The sequence below is a fragment of the Limnohabitans sp. genome (genome assembly GCF_030158565.1).
Lineage (GTDB): Bacteria > Pseudomonadota > Gammaproteobacteria > Burkholderiales > Burkholderiaceae_C > Limnohabitans_A.
Genome location: NZ_JAOASQ010000023.1, coordinates 74,505 through 93,827 on the forward strand (window position 1 = coordinate 74,505; position 19,323 = coordinate 93,827).

Below are 19,323 nucleotides of genomic sequence, written 5' to 3' on the forward strand. Positions count from 1 at the left end.
ACTTCATGACCTTTGTGAGCCCCATCACCCTGTCGGCACGTGGCATTGAACTGCGGCCCATGACACTGGAAGACGAGCCAGGACTGCGATCAGCCGCTGCCGATGGCGCGCTCTGGAACATCCGGGTGACCTCGGTTCCGGAGCCGGAAAAAACACGACAGTACATCGAAGAAGCGCTGGCCATGCGCGAGGCGGGAAACCGCTTCCCCTTTGTGGTGATCGAGTCGGCCAGTGGGCGGATACTGGGCACCAGCAGCTACCACGACATCGTGCCCGCCATCCAACGCGTGGAAATCGGATGGACCTGGTATGCGAAAAGCGTTCAGCGAAGCCACGTCAACACCACCTGCAAACTGCTTTTGATGACCCATGCCTTCGAGACATTGGGCTGCCATGTGGTGGGCTGGCGCACCGACAATTTCAACTTCGCATCACAAGCTGCAATTGAGCGCTTGGGTGCCAAGAAAGACGGGGTGATCCGCGGTCACGCCCTGCGCCGCGACGGCACCATCCGGGACACCGTGATGTACAGCCTGCGCTCGGGCGAATGGCCCGAAGTCAAGGCGCAGTTGCTGCACTCCCTGAATAAACAACGCTAGCCATTTTGATCTGGGCCTGAACCATGCTGATCGACTTCTTTTACACCCTGCGGGCCGCCAAAGTGCCGGTCTCGGTGCGCGAGTTCCTCACGCTGCTCGAAGCGCTGCAGGCCAACGTGGTGGGGCCTGCGTCCGATGCTTGCAGCATCGACGACTTTTACCACCTGAGCCGCACGGTGCTGGTCAAGGACGAAAAGCACTTTGACAAGTTCGACAAAGCCTTTGGCGCCTACTTCAAGGGCGTGGAGATGCTGACCGATTTCACCAAGGAAATCCCGCTCGACTGGCTGGAGCAGATTCTGAAAAATGAACTCACGCCCGAGCAAAAAGCCGCCATCGAGAAGATGGGCTGGGACGAGTTGATGGAGACGCTGAAGAAACGCCTCGAAGAACAAAAAGAGCGCCACGAAGGCGGCAACAAGTGGATTGGCACCGGCGGCACCTCCCCCTTTGGCAATGGCGGTCACAACCCGCAAGGTATCCGCATTGGTGGCAAAGGCGGCAACCGCAGTGCCGTCAAGGTCTGGGAGCAGCGCGCCTACAAAGACTACGACGACCAGCAGGAACTGGGCACCCGCAACATCAAGGTGGCGCTGCGCCGCCTGCGCCGCTTTGCCCGCGAAGGCTCGCACGACGAACTGGACCTGGATGGCACCATCCGCAAGACCGCCGCAAACGCCGGTTACCTGGACATCCTGATGCGCCCGGAGCGCCACAACAACGTCAAGGTACTGCTGCTCATGGACGTGGGCGGCACCATGGACGACCACATTGCGCGGGTGGAAGAAATGTTCTCGGCCGTCAAGGCCGAGTTCAAACACCTGGACTTTTATTACTTCCACAACTGCGTCTACGACTTCATGTGGAAGAACAACAAGCGCCGATACGCCGAGAAATTTGCCACCTACGACATCCTGCGCAAGTACAACAAGGACTACAAGCTGATCTTCATTGGCGACGCGACCATGAGCCCCTATGAGATCTTGCAAAAAGGCGGCAGCGTGGAATACAACAACGAGGAAGCCGGTGCCGAATGGCTGCAGCGCTTGACGCACGCCTTCCCCAAGTTCGCCTGGATCAACCCTGAACCGCAAGGCGTGTGGCAATACCGCCAAAGCATCTCCATCATTCAGCAACTGATGAGCCAACGCATGTTCCCTCTTACCCTCAAAGGGCTGGAAGACGCCATGCGTTTATTGAGCAAGTGAGTCGGCGCACTGGCCTCACCACTTTGTTGCTGGCATGCACGCTGTGGTGCATGCAGGTGACGGCCCATGCGAGCGAACCCCTGGCGTTCGAGCTGACCATATCGTCCAACCAAAAGGACATCGCGCCCTGGATGTCGCAGCATTTGGCCTTGACACGCTACCAGAGCCTGACGGACCTGGATGACCAGGAAATGTCGCAATTGCTGCGCGATGCCGATGCGCAAGCCCGCGAACTCCTGGCCACGCAAGGCTACTTCAACCCCCAATTGCAGTGGCAACTGGACGCCGCCGCCTCAGCCAATCACCGGCGCAGCGTGACACTGGACATCGACGTCGGTCCTGTGGCCCGCATCAGCCAAGTCCAGATCGCATGGCAAGGCGACATTGCCCAACGCCATGAAGCCGCAGCGCAGCGTGAGCAAGTGGTCGCCTACTGGGCCTTGCCGTCTGGCCAGGACTTCAGTCAAAGCCAGTGGAGTCAAGCCAAATCCACGGCGCTGCGTCAAGTGCAATCCGAACGCTACCCGCAAGCGCAGATCAGCCATAGCCTGGCCGATGTGGACGCCCCAAGCAACCAGGTCCGTTTGTCGATCACGATCGATTCCGGCCCCCAGGTGACGATCGGACCGCTGCTCATCACCGGCGCTGAGCGCTACAGCACCGAACTGGTGGAACGCCTGGCGCATCTGACGCCCGGTGCCGTTTACAAGCAACACGATCTGTTGATGGCCCAGCAGCGCTTGGTGGCCAGCGGTTTTTACGATGCGGTGTTCGTCTCACTCGACCCGGAAGGGGCCGTGGACGCTGTCCCGGTCAAGGTGGAACTGAAAGAAACACTGCGGCAAAAATGGGTCATGGGCTTGGGCGTGCGCAGCGACAGCGGCCCACGCCTGACGGCGGAATACACCCAAAACCGTCTGCCCGGCTTGGGCTGGCGCGGCGTCACGAAGCTCTCAGTGGACAAAATTTTGCAAAGCTGGAGCCTGGACCTGCTGGCGCCGCCCGATGCCGCCCTGTGGCGCTGGCACGGCGCTGCCCAATTGGATCATCAGCAATTCACAGGCTACGACGTGAACAGCCAGCGCTGGCGCTTTGGCCGCACCCAGCGTGAAGAGCGAACCGATCGCTCGTACTACGCGCAATACGACGCCTCCAGCAGCACAGGCTCGCTGCTCGGTCAGCGTGAATCGGTCAGCGCCAACTACGCCTGGACCTGGCGGCGCTTTGACAGCCTGCCTTTCCCGACCCAGGGCTTGGGTGGCAGCCTCGAGCTGGGCTCGGGCACCAGCTTGGGATCGCAGCGTGAGCCCTTCACACGGTGGCTGGCTCGGGCGCTTTGGCTGCAACCCCTGGGGCGCACATCAGGCCGCCTGGCCGTGCGCGCTGAAGCGGGCAGCGTGCTCAGTCGTGACACCTCTGGCCTGCCTTCCACCCAGCTGTTTTTGGCCGGTGGTGACAACAGTGTGCGCGGCTACGCCCCGTCCAGCATCGGTGTGGCGCAAAGCAATGGCGCCATCGCCCCTGGCCGTTACATGGCCACGGGCAGTGTGGAATGGCAACGCCCCATCCGGTGGAACCAGCAAGCGACCGATTGGGAAAGTGCCGTGTTTGTCGATGCGGGCGCAGTGTCCAATGACATGCACCAACGCCAAGCCGTGGTCGGCTACGGCGTGGGGGCCCGCTGGCGCAGCCCCATTGGTCCTTTGCGTGTGGATTTGGCTTACGGCCAAGCCGTTCAAAAATTGCGTCTCCATCTGAGCGTGGGTTTCATTTTTTGATGCACTCAACGACGCCCACCGAAAGCACCCCACCGCCCCGCACTGGATTGCGCCGCCTGGGTCTGTTGCTGCTTGGTGCGGTCACCGCAGTGAGCGCTTTGTGGTGGTGGGCCGGCACACCAGGCTCATTGGCCAGCGTGCTGCGCCTGACAGGCCATTGCTTGCCCGCCGGACAAAGCCTGCAGACCGCGCAGGTCGAAGGCAGCCTGCGGCACGGCGGTCAGCTGGGCCTGTGGCAGTGGCAACAAGGCGCGCTGCAAATACAGGCTCACAACACATCCATCACACTGGACTGGTCACGCCTGTTGCACGGCATGGCGCCTGTCAGCCAATTGAGCATGGCGCACCTGAAAATTGACGACCAGACCCCTGCCAGCGAACCCCAAGCCCCAACGACATGGGCCTGGCCTGTGCGCGTCGACCTGCCTTGGCAAATAGACCGTCTCCAATGGCTTGGACCGCCCGCTTTCGAAGTGCGGGCGCTGAAAGGCCTCTACCGTTACGACGGCCTTGATCACCGCCTGGAGATGCAGCCCTTCGAGGTGGCACAAGGCCGCTACAGTTTGCAAGCCCAATTGCAAGCGGCATCACCCATGGCACTTCAGGTCAATGTGCAAGGGCAAGTTCAGGCCAACGCCACGAGCCACAGCAAGCCCTTGGCGCTGCAGGCACAAGCCTCACTGGCCGGTACGCTGGCCGGACCGCAAGCGGCCCTGGTACTGCAAGCGCAACTGCAGCCGCTCATACCCGTCTCGCCCAGCCGAACCATGCAGTTGAAGCTGGATGCGCAAATCCGCCCCTGGCAAGCGCAAACCATCACACAAGCCCAAGCCGAGGGACAGCACCTGAATCTGGCCGCCCTGTGGCCCGGTGCCCCGCAAACGAGCCTGACGGGCCAAGCGTCCATCACCCCCGAAGGTCAAGGCTGGCAAATCCAAGCCCAGCTGAACAACCTCAGCCCAGGCCCCTGGGACCGCAACGCCCTGCCCCTGAGCCAACTGACAAGCCGTCTGCAACGCCAGGCCAATGGCTTGTGGCAAGTGACGCAACTGCAGGCCAAGGTGGCAGGCGGGCACGTGCAAGGCGAAGGCGTGCAAACCAGCGCAGGCTGGACAGGGCAGGTTCGCCTCGCGGGACTTCATCCCGAGCAAATGCATACCGCTTGGGCGGCCAACCCACTGAACGGTCACATCCAGGCGCAAGCGGTAGATGCCCGCACCGTGGCCATCCAGGCAGCGCTGACCGGCGAAAGCCCGCTGGGCAAAAACACAAAGAGTCTGCGCTGGGACAAGCTGCACCTGCAAGGCCAATGGCAAGCGGCGCTTTGGCAGATCGAAGCGCTTGAAATTCAGGCCGCCGACGCCAAGCTTCAAGCGCAATTCACGTACCAACCCCAAACATCCTCAGCCCAGGGCCAAGTCGAGTGGCAACTGCCCGGCATGAAAGCCCAGGCCAAAGGCTTGTTGGCCCCCCAGCAAGGCCAGGGACACATCGACATCGCCATGAGCGATGCAGCGCTCAGCATGGCCTGGCTCAAGCGCTGGCCGGGCTGGGCTGAGCGGCTGCAAGGTGGGCAAGTCTCCGGGCCTGCGCAATTGAATGCGCAATGGCAAGGTGGTTACCGTCAAGCGGATACCACCGTCCAACTGCGCATGGCGCTGCCACGCTGGGCCGCACAAAGCCAGAGTACCGATGGCTGGCAACTTCAACAGGGCCAAGTCTCTGTGCAAGGCCGCTTGCAGGCCCTGCAGGCCGACATGGAAACCCGCTGGCACGGCGCCGGTCAATCCCTGCTCATCCAATCAAAGGCCAGCGCCACCAGCACTGCGCTGTGGGGCGGCTCATGGCATGGCCAAATCCAGAGTGCAACAGCGCAGATGTCATCCCCCCAAAGCACTGCGCCCTGGAAAGCTCAGCTGCAAGAGGCCGTCGGCTGGCAATGGTCTTCGACAGACCATCTCGCGGCGGCCCAATGGCAAGCGGGACGCATCGCTGTTCAGGGGCCCACCGCAGGCCAGGCCATGCTGCATTGGGATGCCGGGCAATGGCACACACGCACACAGGCAGCCCACACCAGCAGCGCAGCACGCAGCACACCCGCGAGCCAGTTGACCGCCCGAATCGATGAGCTGCCCCTTGGCTGGCTGCCTGTCGGACTGGGCACCGAAGTCCAAAGTGACCTGGTGCTCAAAGGCCACTTGAGGCTGGAACAAGCGCAGGGCTTGCAGCTGCGCGCACGCCTTGAGCGCAGCCGGGGCGACTTGCGCATCATCGCCGACAACGCGTCTGGGCAACGGATCAACTCCGGGCTGCGCGAAGCGAGCATGGCACTGGACATCGACAACGAAAACGTGCAACTGCGACTGAACTGGAACAGCGAGCAAATGGGGCAACTGCAAGCACAAGCACAAACCCGTCTGAGCCATGACGCACAGGGCTGGCATTGGCCCGCGCAAGCCCCCATATCGGGTGGACTGAAGGCACAACTGCCGCGCGTAGGCGCCTGGTCATTGCTGGCGCCGCCCGGTTGGCGCGTGCAGGGCAGTCTGGACGCCCAACTCGAGCTCACAGGCACCCGCCAAGACCCACAGTGGCAAGGGCATATACAGGCGGACAACCTGGCGGTGCGATCGGCTGTGCAAGGCATCGAATTCAGCCAAGGCCAATTGCGCGCACGCGTGCAGGGCCAACAGGTGGACCTGGAGCAATTGAGCCTGCGCGGTGCGGGGGCCCAGGGCGGCGAACTCCAAACCCAAGGCCATCTGACCTGGCTGCCATCGCCTGCAGGATCGGCCAACGCATCACCACTGGGCCAAGTGAACATGGTCTTGAACATGCAAGCCAAAGCGCTGCGCGTGAGCAACCGCGCCGACCGGCGCTTGGCCATTTCCGGCCAGGTCAAAGCCCAAATGCACAAAGGTCAGCTGCAATTGCGCGGCCAAATCCAGGCCAATCAAGGCCTGTTCATCCTGGCCGAAGACAGCACCCCCACATTGGGCAACGACGTGGTCGTGACCGGCAGCAGGTCCGCCAGAGCCGCCGTCACAACAGACACCCCCACACAGGGACCATCCATCATCGGCACGCCCGACGTGCAAGTCACGCTGGACCTGGGGCCGGACTTTCAGGTTCAAGGTCATGGCCTGACGACTCGGCTGACTGGCCAGCTGAATTTGCTCAGCAACGCCAGCACCAAAGGCATTCCTCGATTGAACGGCGAAGTCAGCACCCAAGGCGGTCGTTACAAAGCATATGGACAAAACCTGAACATTGAAACCGGTTTGTTGCGCTTCAACGGCCCCTACGACAACCCCTTGCTGGACATCCTGGCCATCCGCCCCAACCTCTCGCAACGCGTGGGGGTGCAAATCAGTGGCAGCGCCATGAACCCCAAGGTGCGCCTGTACTCCGACCCAGAGTTGCCCGATGCCGACAAACTGGCTTGGCTGGTTTTGGGCCGCTCAGGCGCCAATGGCGGCGCAGAATCGGCCGTCTTGCAACAAGCGGCCCTGGCCCTGTTCAGCAGCAATGGAAAAACCATGAGTGGCGAGATGGCTGGCGCCCTGGGTCTGGACGAAATCTCGCTGGCCAGCGGCAGCCGCAGCGATGCCACCGCCACAGGTGCTGCCGTCACGCTGGGCAAGCGCCTGTCCAAAGACTTTTACCTGGTCTACGAAACCAGCCTCAAAGGCACCTTTGGCAGCTTCTATGTGTTCTACGATCTCTCTCGCCGATTGACCCTGCGGGCTCAAACGGGGCAAGACAACGCGCTCGATTTGATTTACACGGTGCGCAAAGACTGATCAAGCCTTGACGCGCCAGCCAGGCACATTGCGCTGCAACACCTCGATCAGGTCTTTGTATTCAAAGGGCTTCATCAAATAGTCGTTCATCCCAGCTTCCAGGCAACGTTCGCGGTCCTCGGTGAAGCCGCCCGCCGTCAAGGCCACGATCGGCAAGGCCTGATACTCGGGGTTCTTGCGGATGTGGCGCGCAGCCTCCAGCCCTCCCATCACAGGCATCTGAATGTCCATCAGGACCAGATCGCAGTGCCTGTCCTTGACCATTTGCACCGCCACCTGACCGTTCTCAGCCACCGACACCTGAGCTCCGGCCAGCTCCAACAACTGCTTGAGAATCCCGCGCATGGACAGGTTGTCCTCCGCCAACAAAACATGCAAACCGGCCACTGCGTCAGAGGCGACCGCATCTTGCGATTGCGATGGTTGAACCTTGTCCTCAGAAGACACCGGCAGTCGCACCATGGTCCAAAAAGTAGAACCCACGCCGACTTGAGACTGAACACCCACATCGCCCCCCATTTGCCGGGCCAGCCGCTGACAAATGGACAAGCCCAAACCCGTGCCGCCTTGAGCACGGGTGGCCTCGTTATCGCCTTGTACAAAGCGCTCAAAAACCTTGTCCTGAAGTTCCGGCGCCAGACCGATGCCCGTGTCTTGCACCTCCAGGTGCAACGCATCATCGTCACCGGGGACACAACGAACGCGCACACGCACATGCCCTTGCGCTGTGAACTTGATGGCATTGCCCACCAAATTCAACAAGACCTGCGCCAGACGCTGAGCATCGCCCAGACGGTGGGTGATCACCTCTGGCGCGATCTCGACCTCGTACAGCAAACCCTTGCTGACACAGGCATCGCAAACCAGGTCACTGACCTGCTGCAACACATCACGCAAGTCAAAAGGCAACTGCGCCAGCACCAGTTGGCCATGCTCCAATTTTGAGAGGTCCAGGATGTCATTGATGATGCCCAGCAACAAGCGGCCCGCCGTCTTGCTTTTGCTCAACAAATCGCGCTGGTGATCATCCAACGGCGTATTCAATGCCAAATCCGTCAGCGCCAATATGGCCCCCATGGGCGTGCGGATCTCGTGGCTGACGTGCGCCAAAAATTCCGTTTTGGCGGCATTGGCTTGCTCCGCCCTTTGCCGCGCTTGCCGCAAGCTGTCCTCGTACAAACGACGCTGACTGATGTCCCGGCTCACCCCCAAGATTTCAACCAGACTGCCATCGGTGCCCAGCAAAGGAAAGGCCAGCACCTCGGTCCAAAAGCGGGTGCCATCCTTGCGCCAATACTCCAGCTCTGAGCGAAACTCCGGCGGCGGCAAGCCCTGTTGCATGGCGGTGGCCACATCCACGAAATATTGCAACGAGACCACTTGCGAATCGGGCGTCAAGGTCTGATCGATGGTGTGTTTCATCGCCTCCTCGGGCGTGTAGCCGCGCAACTGCTCAATAGCGGGACTCACATAAGTCAGCTCGCCCATAGGGCTCATGGTCCACACCACATCGAGCGCACTGTCGGTCAACACGCGAAGCCGCTCTTCACTGACACGCAATTGCGCTTGAGCGGCCACCTGCTTGGAAACGTCTTTGACCATCACCACACACAACGACTGGCCTCGTCGATCGGTCAATCGGGCAAAGACAGAGATTTCGGCAAAAATCCGGGCATCATCCGTGCGCAGCAGCTGATGAACCTGGCCTTCAGCCGCAGGCGGCTGGTCAAACAAATCGGGGGCCTGGGTCTGGCCGGCTTGCCATACCGGACGCACCAATGTCGACCATGGTGCTTGATGCAAGGACGAGGCCGTTCGCCCCACCAAGCTTGCAAAGTTGTCATTCACCGACACAACGGCACCCGTTGCGGTGTCCACCATGGCCACACCAAACGGCGCCTGCTCGAAAAGCAGCCGCACGCCGTCTTGACTGGGCGCCAAAAACCGACGAAGTATGTTTTGAATCAAATCCAACATTTTCGGGATTATCGATCAAATCAACAGCATGAGAGGCGCCATGGCGACGCCACAGCAAGTGCTCACTGGCACCCAAACTGCCCTGCCTGAGCGGCCTGTAAAATCCAATGACCGCCACCGTAGTTCAATGGATAGAACTCTCCCCTCCTAAGCGGTCATAGATCTTTCAATATTTTCATAAGCTATTGATTTAAAAGACTTTTTACCCCTTGTTTTCCCTGTTTTTCTGTATATTTTTCCACTTTTCGTGTCCCAAATTTGTCCCAAGGCTCATCAAGCTGCAGACGAGAGATCTTGGACTCAAGCTGCGCAAGCGCTCGGGCAAATGGGGGTTACAAGCTCACAAAAATGACGACCTGCTAAGATTCAAAAAGTAAGCTCCTTGTAGTTCAATGGATAGAACGGAAACCTCCTTTCAATGGGCAGTCACAGGCGAAAGCAGTGACTGAATGGGGTCAAATTCGGTGAACCCTCTGGTCCTAGCGACCGTGGCAACGCCGAGCCAAGCCAAGAGCGATCTTGGAAGGTGTAGAGACTAGACGGCCCCTGCCTAAAGGCACGCCAGCCCAAGGCAAAGGCATAGTCCAGACCACAAACGATAAGTCGGTGGCGAAAGCCATAGTGGTACGAAGTTTCAGATACAGGTTCGATTCCTGTCGAGGAGACCAACTCAAATTGGTGGAGACAGCGCCTATGGAGCAAACGAGCAACTTGGTTGCCTACCTACGGACACGCTCTGGTGGCCGAGAAGTCTTGACGCCCAAGCAACTTGAGCCCATCCTGGGGATAAGCGCCAAACACCAGAGCCTCTTGCGCAAAGAGAACAAACTAAAAATCCCCTACCTCGTAGTTGGCGGGAAAATTCTCTACAGTATTCATGCCGTTGCAGAAATGCTGACAAGGCCGGCTGAAAACAAGCCAGAGCCAGCAAAGCCCACCAAGCACGAGAAACCCACCTCCAGCAAAACAAAGGCTGAGGACAAATGGCGCTCCAACTTGAAAGTGCCCTCCTCCCAGCCCATCAATATGAGTCAAGCCCTGCTCAGGGCCTTCATCCTTAACAACATACAGGCTGAAATTTCGTCATTGACTGCCCTAACCCAAGAACTTCAAGCCATTCAAAATGCTGAAGAGCTGCGTTCAAACCTGAAAAAAAGGTCACATTACCAAGGAGCAGGCAGCAATATCAAGCCGAAAATGAAGGTTTAGACACCACAGTGGCCTGAGTCGTACGTTTCTCGTGATTACCGATACAGCACAAACGACAGCATTCGGCCAGTTGCGGACCTTGAGGACAAGTGAAATCCGTGGACTGAAACATCCGGTTGGGGTAGTCTGTTGCCGGTCGCTTGCCAACAACGGCTGCCAGCTAGGACAGGGGGGGCAGCTGGGAGCTGCCGGACATACAGGACAAGGTCTTGCGTGACTTGAATCAATGGGTGGCTGCTACAAGTCTGCCCCAGATTCCATTGCCGTGACGATTGCGCTGAAGTTCACCACTAGCCGATGGGATGGCCTACGCCAGCTGGACAATGAGGTCGACTTTTTGATGATTCTCCAGGTGGTCTGGCCAGATCATCCAGGATAGGGCAGTCTGGCCGCTCATTGCCCTGGCAATGGTGCAACAGTTGCTGCAAGCTGCGTTGCATCGCCTGCATGGCTTCGATGCGCTGCGACAATTCATCCAGGTGCTTTTGTGCAATGCGCTTGACATTGGCGCTGGCACGGCGACGGTTTTGCCACAGCGCGACCAATTCGGCGATCTCGGCCATGGAAAAGCCCAGATCGCGTGCCCGCTTAATGAAACGCAAGGTGTGCACATCGGCCTCGACGTACTGGCGATAGCCGCTGTCGGTGCGCCCCACGCGTGGCAGCAGGCCCAGCGACTCGTAATGGCGCACCATTTTGGCCGAAACACCGGAGAGTTCAGCGGCCGTGCCGATGTTGATAGGCCAGTGTGTGCTGAACATATGACAAACCTCACGCGGCGACGGCATAGCCTTCATCGGCGGGGCATGATGATTTATCCCTCAGTCCACAGGCCTTCTCCCTGCCTACGCGCCATAGGACTGATCTCGTTGAGCAGGATGCTCGCCTCCTTGAGCTGGCAGCCCCCGACTCACAAACCTACTTAACTAGATTCTGGCGCAGGTTGGCAGCGATGAAGCGTTGATTCAAGGCTTCCAGAATTGCATTCTCCATGGGGGCAATCTTCCCTACTAAAGCGCGCTCAACCAATTGCGTTGCTACGGACGCCTGCGGCAAAACAGGGCCAAAAAAATACACGTCCTTATCACCCGTCACCAGCAGGCAGGGAAAACTTTCTACGTCCACATCATCCAGGAGATCAGCACTGTCTTCTATATCAACCCAGGCCCACTCTACTTTTCCATGCCAAACCTTATTCAAAGCTTCAAAAACCTCAAGGTATGCATCGCAGGTGCGACACCAGGCTGCGCACAAGCAATAAACAGTCAGAGTGGTTGGGTGAGGAAGCATCTCATCAAGAAAGTCATGGCAGTGGCTCCATTCTGTCAGAGCTTCTCGACGGAAACTCCGTAGCAATCTGATTCAACCGGAGGCGCGGAGACGGCGGATGCGGCCCCAGTCGACCCGAACGAAGTCTTTGGAGGCAGCCCGGTGCAATGCACCTTCCTTGAAAAGCTTGGCCACCACCCTGCTGGCAGTGGCATGGTTCATGTCGAGCAAATCGGCCATCTCGCACCGACTCGGAAGCCAACACGCGTCCGTTTGCTCTGGGTGCAGTTTCTGGAGTTGCTCCAGTAGCAAAAGCACCTTGTCTCCGGCCTGTGCCCGGTGCAGCTCCACTTTGAACCCAGCAGCTTCTTGCAACAAGTTCAAAGCTGCCGCATTGGCCCAGCGCATCAAAGACACCCCCAGAATCGATTCGATGCCACTGGACAGTGAAATGGCTTCGATCGTCGCGTCAGTACAGACTCTGGCATCAAAATTTCGAGGCTGCTGCAAAAAAATCTCATGACCTAGAACTGCCCCTCGTCCCAGCAGGTGGATGATGCATCGCTCACCTCTTTCGTTCACGCTTTCGAGGCTGACGACGCCCGTTCGAATGCGGTACAGAGTACGGGCGGTCTCGCCTTGCTGATACAGGTAGTTGTTGGCGCATTTGCGAATGGTTTTCACATGCAGGCATTTGCTGTCCAGATCTGGATGGGTGTCCAATGGAGTTGGGAAATGCATCGCCATGGGTGTTCACTGGCGTGGCACCAGAAAAGTTGAAGATTCGACTGTTGATGGTGCATCAGTGTCACCTTCAAGGACTGCAACGAATCGGATGGGGAGAACTTCACCAGTGCGTTGCATGGCTTGAGTGCCTGGCATACGGACGGTCACTGTGAGGGTTTTGGCCTGGGCTGGGGCAAGCTTGGCCGTGACTGGCCTGATCAGTCCCAGAAAATCGGCGGGAAGTACATTGATCGAGACTGTTTTTGTGTCGTCCGACGCATTCATCAATTGCAGCGTGTAGACGTTCTCGACAGCGCCGCGATCGACCTGACGAGCCATCACCGAGCGGTCCCGAATGACGTCCATACGAACCTCTTTTCGGTTGACAAACGCAGCGACGGTGGCCGCGATGACTAGGCACAGAAGAACGCCATACACCACCACCCGAGGGCGAATCACGCGATGCAAGAACGAGGACATATTGGACTTTTTTGCATCATTCAACTCATGCAACGAGGCCATTCGGATCAAGCCCTTGGGTGCCTGGATCTTGGCCATGACTTCGTCGCAGGCATCAATGCACAGGCCACAGGCGATACAAGCCGCTTGCAGCCCCTTGCGAATGTCGATGCCGGTAGGACAGACCTGTACACACAATGTGCAGTCGATGCAATGCCCCTCATTCGCTGGCCTGTGTTCGTTCTCAGCGATGCTGCGCCGTGGTTCACCCCGCTGGTGATCGTAGGCCACGTTCAAAGTGTGCGCATCCATCAGGGAGCCCTGAAAGCGTCCGTAGGGGCACATGTGCAGGCAGACTTTCTCGCGAACCAGGCCCGCATTCAGGTAGGTGAACAGGCCGTAGAACAGAATCCAGAAAATGGTCCATGGGCCCACGGTCAACGACAAGGCATCGGTCATCAAGGGTCGCATGGCACTGAAGTAACCGACGAAGGTGAAGCCCGTCCACAGACCAAAAGCCAACCAGGCCATGTGTTTGCTACCCCGACGAAACAGTTTTTCTACGCCCCAGGCGGCCTTGTCCAGGCGCTTGCGGTTCTGCAGACTCCCTTCGCACTTGTTCTCGATCCACATGAAGATGGCGGTGTAGACCGTTTGCGGACAGGCAAAACCGCACCAGACCCGTCCGATCACGGCAGTCGCAAAAAACAGCAGTAGCGCGCTGACGACCAGCAGTCCGGTCAGGTAGATGAGGTCCTGCGGGAACAGCACGGCGCCAAACAGGTAAAAGCGCTTGGCTTCAAGGTCAAACAGCACGGCTTGGCGCGAGTGCCAGTTCAGCCATGGAACGCCATAGAAGAAGGCCTGGGTCAGCCAGACCAAGGTCCAGCGCCATCTTGAGAAGGTGCCACCGATGGCGCGAACGTGAATTTTGTCGCTCGCCGCCACGGCGCCAACAGGATGAATGGGAATGACTTTTTGCATGGAAGCCTCACAGGTTGTTCGCATGGCCCCGTCCTTTGCAAATAGCGGATGGGTTCGGGCCAGCGTGCCCGGACGAGGCTGTCGACCAGGCATGCACCAATGGTGCCGCCGCCTCCTCTGATGCGCAGGATGCAGATATGTTGAAAATTAACCGTATCAGATGGCTGCTGATCTCCCCAGATATGCTGACTTCTGATACGCCCTAAACCCGTGAAATGCTCTGACACTGCATCAGATGAAGCGCAATTTCTCGATTCTTGTCGGTTGGCTCGCTCTGCTGGGCCTGAAGCTGCTGGGTGATGCCCTGTCCCCGTGGCTTGGTGTCCGTGTACCCGGCAGTTTTTTGGGATTTCTGGCCCTGTGGGCATTTCTACATTGTTGGCGGGCGGCGCCGACAGCGCTAGCGGGGGCCAGTGCCTTTTTGCTGAACCACCTGACGCTGTTCCTCTTGCCCTCGCTGGTCATTGCGGTCGTGAGCTTGCGATGGGCTCCACGCGAGGTGGCGTTGTTGCTGGTGGGTGGGCTTCCCGTCACCTTGCTCATGGCGGCGGCTTGCGGACTGCTCATTTCAGCACTGCATCGCCCGCGCAGAAAGAACAGCCATGATGCTTGAACAAACTGCAGCACTGCTGCTGGCCTGCCTGTGCTATGTGGTGTCCAGAGGTGTGTTTCGCCTCAGCCAGCGTCACGTGCTCGCCTTGCCAGTATTCGTTTCCGTTTTGCTGGTGCTGATTGCTTGCGCCGTGTTCGGATTGGAGCCGTCAGATTTCTCCGTCCGGACACAGACACTGCGGACCGCCATGGATGTGGCCGTGGTGGCAATGGCAGTTCCCCTTCATCAGGCCTGCAAGCGACTCGGCCCTCTGTTGCCGTCCATGTTCCTGGGCTTGCTACTGGCGTCGGTGGTCTCGGTGCTTGGTGTGCTGGCCGCCGGCTGGATGCTGAAGGTGCCCTGGCACATCACCTCCGCTGTCGCGCCCAAGGCAGCCACCATGCCCGTGGCCCTGTCTCTGACCCAAAGTGTTGGCGCCGACCAAACCCTTGCTGTTACCGCTGTTTTGCTCACAGGGGTGTTTGGCACCTTGCTGACACCACCTCTGCTGCGTAGGTTGGGGGTACAGGATGAACGGGTTCAAGCCTTTGTGTTGGGCGTAAGCGCGCACGCCATTGGCCTCGTTCGGGCGCAAGCCGAATATCCAGACCACCTGGATCTGGCGGTGGCGGGCATGTGCGGGAATGCACTGGTCACGACAGTCCTGTGTTCGTTCCTGCTGTCTTGAGACATGGCTGATTTTTCATTGGCTGGTATAGCATCAAGGACTTCACTGGAGGACCTTTAAGAAATGTTTGCTGTCCGCCTGACGCGCTACCAACAGCTGACCGATGAACTGGCGGTCAGCATCCGATCGGGGGTGCTGCGGCCCGGAGATCGCCTGCCTTCGGTGCGCGAGCTTCGAAGGCAGCGTGGCGTGAGTCCATCCACCATCTTTCAAGCCTACGCTCAACTGGAGTTACAGGGACTGGTGGAGGCCAGGGCTCGTTCGGGCTATTTTGTACGTGCGCGGCGTCAGCTCACCGCTCAGCCCCCGGATGCGGCGCAACCCAGTGGGCGTGTCACACCGGTTGCCATCAGCGAGTTGGTGTTCGAATTGCTGGGCTCCACGCGTGATGTGGATGTTGTTCCGCTGGGTTCTGCTTTTCCTGCAGCGCAATTGTTCCCCTTTGATGCGCTGGCCAGAAGCGGTGCTCGGGCCATGCGACGCCTGAGCCCAGCGCAAATCTCCGGGGCACTTACGGCTGGCGATGAGTCCTTGCGTGCCCAGATCGGACGGCGTTATGCCCTTAATGGGGTACCCTTGCGTGCAGACGAAATCATCGTGACCAACGGTGCCATGGAGGCGCTCAACCTTTGCCTGCAGGCGGTCACAAAACCTGGTGACGTGGTGGTGGTGGAGTCGCCCACTTTTTATGCTGCTTTGCAGGCCCTCGAACGTCTTCACCTGAAAGCGGTTGACGTCGAAACCGACCCAGTGGAAGGGGTTCGCCTGGAAGCCCTGGAGACCTTGCTCAAACAACAAAAAGTGGCGGCTTGCTGGTTCATGCCTACATTCCAGAATCCACTGGGGGCTTTGATGCCCAATGCCAAAAAGCAGGCACTGGTGCAGTTGTTGGCGCGGCACGGGGTTCCCCTCATCGAAGATGATGTCTACGCCGAATTGCACTTTGGATTGCGCAGACCTTTGCCAGCTAAAGCCTTCGATCAGGACGGTCTGGTGCTTCATTGCTCGTCGTTTTCCAAATCTTTGGCACCAGGGTATCGGGTAGGCTGGGCTGCAGCCGGTCGCTATGCAAAGGACGTGGAGCGTTTGAAGATGATGACCTCACTGGCCTCGCCGATACCTCCGCAACTGGCCATTGCCGAATACCTGATGCAAGGTGGATTTGACCGACATTTACGCCATCTGCGTGGTGCGTTGCAGTCCCAGCACACGGTGGCCAGAGCACTGATTGAGCGCTTTTTTCCAAAGGGAACTCGGATGACCGAGCCCCAAGGTGGATACTTCGTTTGGCTGGAACTTCCGCTGGGCGTGAATGCTTTGGACATCCACCACCAAGCCATGGCCCAGTCCATCAGCACCGCGCCCGGGGTTCTGTTCTCAGCCGACCGAAGATTCACACGCCATCTGCGACTCAACGTTGGCCATCCCGTTAATTCACAGATCAGAGCTGCTTTGAAACTGCTGGGGGGCATGGCCAAAGAACAAAGCGCCAACGGCGGTTGATGTCTCTTTTTTTTGCCTAACTTAATCGGCCTACCTGCCAAGGTGGTCTTGGTGGCGCGTTTTGCGACAGAGACCGGGATGGAGCAGGATTGAACCATGCATTAACGGCCAACATCTGCCGGAAAATCTTCCTGATTGAAGGTCCGGTTTGGGTCGAATGCAGTCTCTCAGATAACTAAATGTTGTCTGGATGAAAGCAAGTAGCGCAAAAGCAAGGTATGCCCAGCCCCTCAGCTCGTCATCGTTTGGTACGTAGATTGATTCTGAGCCATTGACTTGACTTCTCGCTCCGAATGTTGTTTGTTGTACTCAACAAAACAACAGGAGCAAGATGAACCAGCAACTAACGAATTTTTACGAGCACCTAAACACCTCGGTCATCACCACCAACGACTTTACAGAGGGCACGCTTTTTCGCAAGCGTGAAAAAGTTAACCAGTTTGCCTACTGTGGGTTGAATCCGGTCTACCGCAAGTACCTCAGCTTCGATTTGGACTACCCGGATGCGGGACACAAATTTGAAGAACTGAAAGTCCCTCCTCCAACCATCATCACCACCAACAGAGCCAACGGGCACGCTCACTATCTGTATGAGCTCATTACCCCCGTTGCTTACCACCAGTCAGCACACCAGAAGCCACAACAATACTTTGAGGCTATCGAACTGGAGATGACTCGCCAGCTCAAAGGCGACTTAGCTTTCACGCACACGCTAACCAAGAATCCATTGCATGACCGATGGACCGTTGAGACATTCCCAACCAAGTACCACCTGAGTGATTTCACCGAATATTTTGACTTGCCAGAAGTCAGATGGGTAAAGCCTGACGCTGAGAAGTGCGAGATACGCGGGCGAAATGACGAGTTGTTCCACACACTCAGGCTCGCTAGCTTTAATTGATTGCATCTGCGTAATAAATATAGTTTCTACTGATTGTTACTCTTAGATTGACTTGCGTAGTAAGTTCTCTGAAAAATCGTGCAGATATGTGAAGCTTATCTTGACAGCAAATCCCAGTTCTTCAAGCAGACTGATTAGGGCTTCTGTTCACCAAGCAGAATTATTTCGAGTTGTAGCATCATCCTTTGCAGAGATAGCGTATACAGCTTTAGGGGATTACCCGTGTAAAGATCAAGATTTCTAAAATTTCCTTTTTGTATGCGGTTCAGGCTACTGTAATGGCAACACTGACGGGCAACACCCTCCCCCCTATGTCTCAAACCTCGTTCATTCACGGGACCGTTTACGGGACAAGGCAGCCTCGGCCAGGTCACGGCAACCCACTGCAAATGCAACGGCACAGGCAAGCGATGCCAGTATCCATGCGGGTTCCAAGAGGCTTCTGGATGCTGGGGAAATCTTGGTTGGTAATTGCTTATATGCCAGTTGTCGCCTGTCGGGGGCACCAAAAAAGATGCCTTAACGGGCTTTGTTCCAAGCAAGCATCGCCGGCAATAGAAAAATCAACCGCGAATGGGGCCCTGCATGGCCAAACGCATGAGGACTTTTTTCAAATGCCCAGGCCAATGCGCAGGAATATCTGCCGTGTCCATGCTGTAACGACGGCCTGCAGGCAGCATGTGCAACTCGACCCCCAGCATTTCTATTTGCTCTGCAGCCTCAACCTCGTCCACATTGGAGCGCATGCGGGTGGGATCCACGATCGTCACCGAACCTCGACCAATCACCTCAATGGCTTGATTGCGCTCAATCACCAAAGCCGTATCTTCATCAATACCCACCCCAAGTAAGTCCGGCCGCAGTGCCAATGTAGACATCAACCGGGCCAGTCGCCGTCTCTCTGAAAAGTGCTGATCCACCACCGCTTGTGTGATGAAGCCAAGCCCCATATCGGTTGCGGTGGCATCCTTGCTCGGTCTCAGGACAGAAACGCCCTGAGCGATCATGTGCCGTGACATCACCGCCGCACCGGCACTGGTGCCCGCCAGGCAACAACCACGCACGTGAAATGCCTCGTGCAGGCTGGTGTAGGCCGGGGTTTCCCACAGCGCCTGCATCAATTTACCCTGATCACCGCCGCTGATGAAAATACCGTCGGCTTGCAAAATGTCTTGCTGCAACTCAGGCGCATGGGCACTGTCCTGATCGGTCAGGGCCAAGGGCTGAACATCGGCCACACCGAGTTCCTGAAAGACTTTCCGATAACTGTCCCAGACACCATCAGGCTCAGCGCTCGCCGCAGTGATGAGTCGAATGCGGGCTCCAGAGCCCCCAGAGTAATCCACAAATTTGCGCAAGATAAGCCGATCTTGCAAGCGGTCTTCAGCGCCACCAATGACCATCAGTCTGGCCTGTCTGGGCGCTTGAGCCCGCAAAGGCTGAGACAGCAAGCCACTGGCCATCAGGAACAAGAGGGTTCTGCGATGGAAGTGGCTTGCAAGCGCTGGCATATCAAGTTGAGGGGCAATCATTGAGGAAATCGTCAGCTCATGATACGGCGGGTCTGCCGCACACACTTTGGCCCATTGGCATCCAGAGAAATGCCAAGGCGTCAGCAGCAACCCAC

General features: G+C 57.9%; 15 protein-coding genes. 9 read left to right on the plus strand and 6 right to left on the minus strand.

The genetic code is table 11. The annotated features are described in order from the left end of the window. Positions 1-5: 5 nt before the first annotated feature. From Q1W40_RS04100 to Q1W40_RS04115, 4 genes are read left to right on the plus strand one after another with little or no spacing between them, the layout of a single operon-like run. Entirely contained in the window at positions 6-599 is a 594-nt protein-coding gene (locus Q1W40_RS04100; protein WP_300709376.1) for a GNAT family protein, read from the plus strand. 23 nt (positions 600-622) lie between these two features. Then, entirely contained in the window at positions 623-1,807 is a 1,185-nt protein-coding gene (locus Q1W40_RS04105) for a VWA domain-containing protein (RefSeq protein ID WP_300709155.1), read from the plus strand. Continuing rightward, positions 1,804-3,585, plus strand: a complete 1,782-nt coding sequence (locus tag Q1W40_RS04110) for an autotransporter assembly complex family protein (protein WP_300709157.1) — start codon at positions 1,804-1,806, stop codon at positions 3,583-3,585. Before Q1W40_RS04105 ends, Q1W40_RS04110 begins: the two co-directional genes overlap by 4 nt. Further along, positions 3,585-7,388 carry a translocation/assembly module TamB domain-containing protein gene (locus Q1W40_RS04115; RefSeq protein ID WP_300709159.1) on the plus strand — a complete coding sequence of 1,268 codons (3,804 nt, stop codon included), beginning with the start codon at positions 3,585-3,587 and terminating at the stop codon, positions 7,386-7,388. Before Q1W40_RS04110 ends, Q1W40_RS04115 begins: the two co-directional genes overlap by 1 nt. Here the strand turns inward: Q1W40_RS04115 and Q1W40_RS04120 are convergent, their stop codons facing one another. Further along, on the minus strand, positions 7,389-9,365 hold the full coding sequence (locus Q1W40_RS04120) for an ATP-binding protein (protein ID WP_300709161.1): 1,977 nt from the start codon (positions 9,363-9,365) through the stop codon (positions 7,389-7,391). It lies immediately after the preceding gene. A 753-nt stretch (positions 9,366-10,118) separates the two neighbouring features. Between Q1W40_RS04120 and Q1W40_RS04125 the strand changes: the two genes are divergently transcribed. Then, positions 10,119-10,574: a hypothetical protein gene (locus Q1W40_RS04125; protein ID WP_300709163.1), complete on the plus strand. Its 456-nt coding sequence runs from the start codon at positions 10,119-10,121 to the stop codon at positions 10,572-10,574. A gap of 290 nt (positions 10,575-10,864) precedes the next feature. Here the strand turns inward: Q1W40_RS04125 and cueR are convergent, their stop codons facing one another. The 4 genes from cueR to ccoG all read right to left on the minus strand — a co-directional run bounded on the left by cueR (position 10,865) and on the right by ccoG (position 14,105). Next, entirely contained in the window at positions 10,865-11,335 is a 471-nt protein-coding gene (cueR, locus tag Q1W40_RS04130; protein WP_300709165.1) for a Cu(I)-responsive transcriptional regulator, read from the minus strand. Positions 11,336-11,492: 157 nt separating this feature from the next. Continuing rightward, positions 11,493-11,864 carry a thioredoxin family protein gene (locus Q1W40_RS04135; protein ID WP_300709167.1) on the minus strand — a complete coding sequence of 124 codons (372 nt, stop codon included), beginning with the start codon at positions 11,862-11,864 and terminating at the stop codon, positions 11,493-11,495. A 72-nt stretch (positions 11,865-11,936) separates the two neighbouring features. After that, positions 11,937-12,590: a Crp/Fnr family transcriptional regulator gene (locus Q1W40_RS04140; RefSeq protein ID WP_300709170.1), complete on the minus strand. Its 654-nt coding sequence runs from the start codon at positions 12,588-12,590 to the stop codon at positions 11,937-11,939. 6 nt (positions 12,591-12,596) lie between these two features. Then, the gene (gene ccoG / locus Q1W40_RS04145; protein WP_300709172.1) at positions 12,597-14,105 is read right to left on the minus strand and encodes a cytochrome c oxidase accessory protein CcoG; all 1,509 of its coding nucleotides are present in this window, start codon (positions 14,103-14,105) and stop codon (positions 12,597-12,599) included. Between the two features lie 142 nt (positions 14,106-14,247). Here ccoG and Q1W40_RS04150 point away from each other — a divergent pair, with 142 nt between their 5' ends. From Q1W40_RS04150 to Q1W40_RS04165, 4 genes are all read left to right on the plus strand, one after another. Beyond that, positions 14,248-14,625: a CidA/LrgA family protein gene (locus tag Q1W40_RS04150; protein WP_300709174.1), complete on the plus strand. Its 378-nt coding sequence runs from the start codon at positions 14,248-14,250 to the stop codon at positions 14,623-14,625. Beyond that, the gene (locus Q1W40_RS04155) at positions 14,615-15,292 is read left to right on the plus strand and encodes an LrgB family protein (protein ID WP_300709176.1); all 678 of its coding nucleotides are present in this window, start codon (positions 14,615-14,617) and stop codon (positions 15,290-15,292) included. Before Q1W40_RS04150 ends, Q1W40_RS04155 begins: the two co-directional genes overlap by 11 nt. Positions 15,293-15,355: 63 nt before the next feature. Continuing rightward, positions 15,356-16,795: a PLP-dependent aminotransferase family protein gene (locus Q1W40_RS04160; protein WP_366146330.1), complete on the plus strand. Its 1,440-nt coding sequence runs from the start codon at positions 15,356-15,358 to the stop codon at positions 16,793-16,795. 331 nt (positions 16,796-17,126) lie between these two features. After that, positions 17,127-17,696 carry a replication initiation protein gene (locus Q1W40_RS04165; protein WP_300709178.1) on the plus strand — a complete coding sequence of 190 codons (570 nt, stop codon included), beginning with the start codon at positions 17,127-17,129 and terminating at the stop codon, positions 17,694-17,696. A 563-nt stretch (positions 17,697-18,259) separates the two neighbouring features. Here the strand turns inward: Q1W40_RS04165 and Q1W40_RS04170 are convergent. Beyond that, positions 18,260-19,318 carry a cyanophycinase gene (locus tag Q1W40_RS04170; RefSeq protein ID WP_300709180.1) on the minus strand — a complete coding sequence of 353 codons (1,059 nt, stop codon included), beginning with the start codon at positions 19,316-19,318 and terminating at the stop codon, positions 18,260-18,262. Positions 19,319-19,323: the final 5 nt, after the last annotated feature.

Excerpts from the sequence above, each read along its gene's own strand:
- Q1W40_RS04160 (WP_366146330.1), top strand. The coding sequence starts at position 15,356 with ATGTTTGCTGTCCGCCTGACGCGCTACCAACAGCTGACCGATGAACTG.
- cueR (WP_300709165.1), bottom strand. The coding sequence starts at position 11,335 with ATGTTCAGCACACACTGGCCTATCAACATCGGCACGGCCGCTGAACTC.
- Q1W40_RS04115 (WP_300709159.1), top strand. The coding sequence starts at position 3,585 with ATGCACTCAACGACGCCCACCGAAAGCACCCCACCGCCCCGCACTGGA.
- Q1W40_RS04135 (WP_300709167.1), bottom strand. The coding sequence starts at position 11,864 with ATGCTTCCTCACCCAACCACTCTGACTGTTTATTGCTTGTGCGCAGCC.
- Q1W40_RS04155 (WP_300709176.1), top strand. The coding sequence starts at position 14,615 with ATGATGCTTGAACAAACTGCAGCACTGCTGCTGGCCTGCCTGTGCTAT.
- Q1W40_RS04120 (WP_300709161.1), bottom strand. The coding sequence starts at position 9,365 with ATGTTGGATTTGATTCAAAACATACTTCGTCGGTTTTTGGCGCCCAGT.
- ccoG (WP_300709172.1), bottom strand. The coding sequence starts at position 14,105 with ATGCCTGGTCGACAGCCTCGTCCGGGCACGCTGGCCCGAACCCATCCG.
- Q1W40_RS04165 (WP_300709178.1), top strand. The coding sequence starts at position 17,127 with ATGAACCAGCAACTAACGAATTTTTACGAGCACCTAAACACCTCGGTC.
- Q1W40_RS04100 (WP_300709376.1), top strand. The coding sequence starts at position 6 with ATGACCTTTGTGAGCCCCATCACCCTGTCGGCACGTGGCATTGAACTG.
- Q1W40_RS04105 (WP_300709155.1), top strand. The coding sequence starts at position 623 with ATGCTGATCGACTTCTTTTACACCCTGCGGGCCGCCAAAGTGCCGGTC.
- Q1W40_RS04140 (WP_300709170.1), bottom strand. The coding sequence starts at position 12,590 with ATGGCGATGCATTTCCCAACTCCATTGGACACCCATCCAGATCTGGAC.
- Q1W40_RS04150 (WP_300709174.1), top strand. The coding sequence starts at position 14,248 with ATGAAGCGCAATTTCTCGATTCTTGTCGGTTGGCTCGCTCTGCTGGGC.